Annotated in this window: 4 protein-coding genes; 1 reads left to right on the forward strand and 3 read right to left on the reverse strand. The window is 36.8% G+C overall.

Going from position 1 to position 4,194, the window contains the following annotated elements; translation table 11 throughout:
* Positions 1-99: 99 nt before the first annotated feature.
* Positions 100-390, forward strand: coding sequence for an Hsp20/alpha crystallin family protein (locus ACUVXA_RS17140; RefSeq protein WP_445872509.1), 291 nt, complete (start codon positions 100-102; stop codon positions 388-390).
* A 136-nt stretch (positions 391-526) separates the two neighbouring features.
* Here ACUVXA_RS17140 and ACUVXA_RS17145 read toward each other — a convergent pair whose 3' ends face one another.
* From ACUVXA_RS17145 to ACUVXA_RS17155, 3 genes are all read right to left on the reverse strand, one after another.
* Complete coding sequence (locus tag ACUVXA_RS17145) at positions 527-1,243, reverse strand: class I SAM-dependent methyltransferase (RefSeq protein WP_445872510.1); 717 nt, start codon at positions 1,241-1,243, stop codon at positions 527-529.
* Positions 1,244-1,334: 91 nt separating this feature from the next.
* Positions 1,335-2,453 (reverse strand): aminotransferase class I/II-fold pyridoxal phosphate-dependent enzyme, encoded by a 1,119-nt coding sequence (locus tag ACUVXA_RS17150; RefSeq protein WP_445872511.1) that lies wholly within the window; start codon positions 2,451-2,453, stop codon positions 1,335-1,337.
* 129 nt (positions 2,454-2,582) lie between these two features.
* Positions 2,583-3,902 (reverse strand): Glu/Leu/Phe/Val family dehydrogenase, encoded by a 1,320-nt coding sequence (locus ACUVXA_RS17155; protein ID WP_445872512.1) that lies wholly within the window; start codon positions 3,900-3,902, stop codon positions 2,583-2,585.
* Positions 3,903-4,194: the final 292 nt, after the last annotated feature.

Raw genomic sequence — 4,194 nt, forward strand, 5'->3', positions numbered from 1 at the left:
GTTCTAGCGAAGGGACTTTTGAAGGAATAGCAACTAATTTTGTCCCAAAGCTTACAGCCAACCATTTCCTTCACCCAGAAAATCAAAAAGGTGGTTGAATTGGCATCAAAAATTGTCTACACACCTAGTAATTGCATTTACCATGACAAAGATAACTACTATATGGAAATAGAATTGCCAGGAATAAAAAAGGAAAATATAGACGTTGAACTGACCGAGAACAGCGTTTGCGTTAGGGGCGATAAGGATAACCTAGCTTATTCCGGCTGTTGGTCTCTATACCATTCAGCTGATACTAAAAAGGCAAGCGCAGAATTTGATAACGGATTGCTAAAAGTTACATTGCCCTTTAAGGAACCCATTGAAACAATCAAATTAGAGGTAAAATAAATTAAATTAAAAAGAAAATAAACTACCTTCCTCTCTTTTTTTTACTTTATTCGTGAATTAGAGAAAGAATGATTTTTAAAGATAAAAGTGTGATAGTCTTTTTAAAAATAGTTCGGGAAGTTCTGTCCATAGTTTTTTAAGTTATTTTTACTTTTGAGTTGTGTAAAATGGCCTCAGCGACTAGAATGGTCCCTAAGTATGTATAGTCAATAACGTTCTCAAAAATCCATTTTATCTTACTAAGGAAAGGCAATCTGATTAGACAAGGGGAAAAAAGACACGAAGATACTGACCTTACATAAAATCCCCTATTATTAAGAATGCCTCTTAATCGCCACGGCGAATAATATCTTATAACTTTGTAGAATGATTTTCTTTTAAACTGGGCTCTAATCTTCCGATACAAGTTCCAAGGATTTAGTAGGTTGTGAACTCCTACAATTAAGCCTCCCCCTTTTATAAGAATTCTTTGAACTTCTCCCAAAGCTTCTTCCTCTCCCAAGAATTCCAAGGTGGTAAAAAACATTACTGTATCAAATACATTGTTTTTAAACGGAAGATGAAGTGCATCCCCCACTATTACATTAACTCCCCTCTTCTTAGCTCTCGCAGCCATATTTACCGAAGTATCTATACCAATTACCTCAAAGGTGTCTCCGGACACGGGAATTGTAAATAATCCTGTCCCACAACCTATGTCAAGAAATCTACCTTTCTTATCAATGCGTTTATAAGCCATTTGCAGTGCACTCAACTCGATTCTAAAAATATAACTCCCCACTTTTGTTCTGAACCATTGATCATATTTTTTTGCCGCTTTATCCCATTCCTTTAAATCATCCAGAACCGTCAATTATAAGCACACTCAAGATTATGATATTCGATCGATAAACTTGATGAATTCTTGTTATCCAGAGTTTATTGAGTGCCTCTAGACAAAGATTCTATTCAATTCTCTCAAAGAAACGGTCGATAATAATTAATCCTTTTTCTAATTTCTCGGTTTCATATCCAAAGCCCAAGCGAAAATGGTATTCAGTATCTTGATCTCCGAAGAGTCTACCGGGAATGATTAAAACCCTTTCCTCCTCAGCCAATCTCCTGCAAAGTTCTATAGACTCGAAGAAGAAATTATATCTTGGAAAGGCAACAACACCGGCTCTGGGAATCACCCAGCTAAGCTCATCATGTTTTTTAATCCATTTTTTAACTATTTCAAAATTTCTTTTAATGATGCTTTTATTTCGTTCCATTACCTTTTTTCGATTTTTTAGAGCAATAATGGCTAGTTTTTCCCCCAAAACATTACTGCACAAAGTCACGTACTCCCTGAACTCGTTACACCTTTCGATTACATCTTTCGAGGCAGCAATCCAACCTATTCTGCTTCCCGGCAAACCATAAGACTTGGAAAGGCTCTGCACACTAATGGCTTTGCTACTTATATCACAAGCAGCATCCAAATCATACCCCTCAGGTTTGAGGTCTAAATATACTTCATCCGATAGTAAATATGAGCCATTGTCTTGGGCGATCTCACAAATTTTCCCCAGCGTTTTGTTATCAATTATGGAACCCGTTGGATTGTGTGGATGATTTATCACAATCATTTTGGTTCTGGGAGAGATCAACTCGTTTAACTCTTTTAAATCTGGTTTATAGCTATTCTCTTCTCTCAGTTTCCAGGGAATAATCTTTGCTCCAAAAAATCTGGGAACTGAATGTAACTGCTGGTAGTTCGGAAATTCAACTATTATCTCGTCTCCCTCTTGAACAAGTACACTATATATTAAGAAATTGGCTTCCAGTCCACCAGTGGTGACCAATATGTTCTCCCAGTTCTTTTCCTTATAGGTCATGCTGGCTAATTCTCGTAGTTCCCGTGAACCACCGCTCTCAATATAGCCTAACTTTGTTTTTAAAAAATCTTCATCTGACATTTCCAGTATTTCAGAAAGAGTAAACGGTTGTATTCCGCTCTCAGCAATATTAATGTCTACACTAGTCTCATACTTTGTGAACCAACGCTCAATTCCAAAGGGCTCCATTTTTCTTTCTCTCAAATCAAACACCCACAAATAATAGTTGAGATCGTCTTCTAGAAAAATAACCATATTTTAATTATATTTCCATGTATAACAACAAAAAGATTTTCGAAATCTCAGACGCTTGTTCATTTCAAATATACGAGACTAAGGGAAGATGCCTCTATTTTTTATAACTTCTATCGCGTTAGAAATGGCGAAAACGAATGCCGCTTTTCTCATATGGAGCTCACGGTCTTCCGAAATTTTAGTGACATTTTGGTAGGCTGTTACCATTTTCTTATGAAGTCTTTCATTAACTTGGCTTAATTCCCAGCATTCACCTGCTTTGTTTTGGAGCCATTCAAAGTAGCTTACGGTTACTCCACCAGAGTTTGCAAGTATATCAGGTAAAACGTAGATGTTCTTATCGATTAGGATTTTATCAGCATAATTAGTTGTAGGACCGTTCGCAAGTTCTAGAATTACTTTAGCTTCTATGTTCTTGGCAATTGAACCTATAATTTGTGTTTCTTTTGCGGCAGGAACTAAAATATCACAAGGGCTCGTCAGTAACTGTTCCATGGTTAAAGGTTGAAGTCCGTTATATCCTATTACCGATTTTTCTTTACTCACATTTTGTTTAAAATCTAGGACATCATTTACATCCAATCCCTCTTGATTGTAGATTCCCCCCTTTGAATCGCAGATTCCTACTATACTGCATCCGTAATCCTCGGATAAAATTTTTGCAATGTAAAATCCCGCATTTCCAAAACCTTGAACTACAACAGTGGCATCCTTCAGAGAATCTAATCCTTCTATGTGTCTTCTTTTAACAGCCTCCTCAAGAACATAAGCACCACCCAAGGCAGTAGCTTCTGTCCTGCCATGCGAGCCCCCCAAGTTTACGGGTTTTCCAGTCACCACAGCTTCGGCGTGTGGAGATTTTGGGTTGAACATTTTATAAGTATCGTAAATAATCCCCATCTCCCTTTCACCAGTGCCTATGTCTGGTGCAGGGACATCGGCATCCGGGCCGATAGCAGGAAAAATTTCGTAAGCATACCTTCTTGTTAACCTATCCAGCTCCCTCTGTGACATTTTTTTGGGATCGCAACGAACACCCCCCTTTGAACCACCAAAAGGGACATCAACAACGCGACATTTCAGCGTCATGTCAAAAGCCAGGGCAGTAACAATATTCAAATCCACGTCAGGAGCATATCTAATGCCCCCTTTAGTAGGTTCATACAATCTACTATGCTGAACCCTGTAGCCAGTAAATATTTTTATTGTACTATTATCCATTTCTACTGGAAATCTAACAATTAGTTGCCGGAATGGTCCTTCTAATAAATCAACAACTCCTCTTTCCACAGTCCCTATTTCGGTATCTATAAACTGTACGGCTTCCTTAAATTCTAACTTGATTCTTTTTAGAAAATCTAACTCCTCTTTGCTTCCATAACTCTCCTTAAAACTCATCGAACCACCACATCTTAAAAAAATATTCTGATACGGCTACTAATATTAAGATAGATCCAGTAAAAATTCCTATGCGAAGATTTGAGTCACTTTCAAAAATTATGATTATTTGAAGTTTCTTGCAGACTTTTAAATTTTGTTATTAAAAATTGTTCCTAAATAAAATTTTTATGATTCAAGCAATTATCATACTTGCACTATTTTAGTTCATTGAAACATGGAAGAAATTCAATTTTTTTGCGTAGTTTGACTATATTTATGAATATTGCGCATTTTTGAATAATCGTTATAT

The organism is Candidatus Jordarchaeum sp., from assembly GCF_052745115.1.

Excerpts from the sequence above, each read along its gene's own strand:
- ACUVXA_RS17155 (WP_445872512.1), bottom strand. The coding sequence starts at position 3,902 with ATGAGTTTTAAGGAGAGTTATGGAAGCAAAGAGGAGTTAGATTTTCTA.